The sequence below is a fragment of the Streptomyces beijiangensis genome (assembly GCF_017315755.1).
Taxonomy (GTDB): Bacteria; Actinomycetota; Actinomycetes; order Streptomycetales; family Streptomycetaceae; genus Streptomyces; species Streptomyces beijiangensis.
Map to the genome: position 1 here is coordinate 1 of NZ_JAFLRJ010001569.1, position 240 is coordinate 240.

General features: G+C 61.7%; 1 pseudogene. It reads right to left on the reverse strand.

Features of this window, described 5'->3' with window-relative positions:
• Positions 1-171, reverse strand: a pseudogene (locus tag J0695_RS42725) (adenosyl-hopene transferase HpnH); the annotation flags it as partial.
• Positions 172-240 lie beyond the last annotated feature (69 nt).

Consider the following 240-nt stretch of genomic DNA (forward strand, 5'->3'; position numbering starts at 1 on the left):
CTGCTTGAGCACCCCGGCCGGGTGCTGGATCTTCCCGCACCCCTCACAGGCGAGGTTGCAGGCGAAGAGCGGTTCCAGTTCGACGATCAGCGGAAACTTGTCCCGCCGACGGAGCTTCTGTTCGGCCAAGTACGTAGCGACCTTGACGGACTGACGCAGCGGCATGACCATCTGGCTCACCTCCTGGGGAGCAACAAGGAACGGTGCCATTCGAGATACGCGGGAAGAACGGAACGAAGA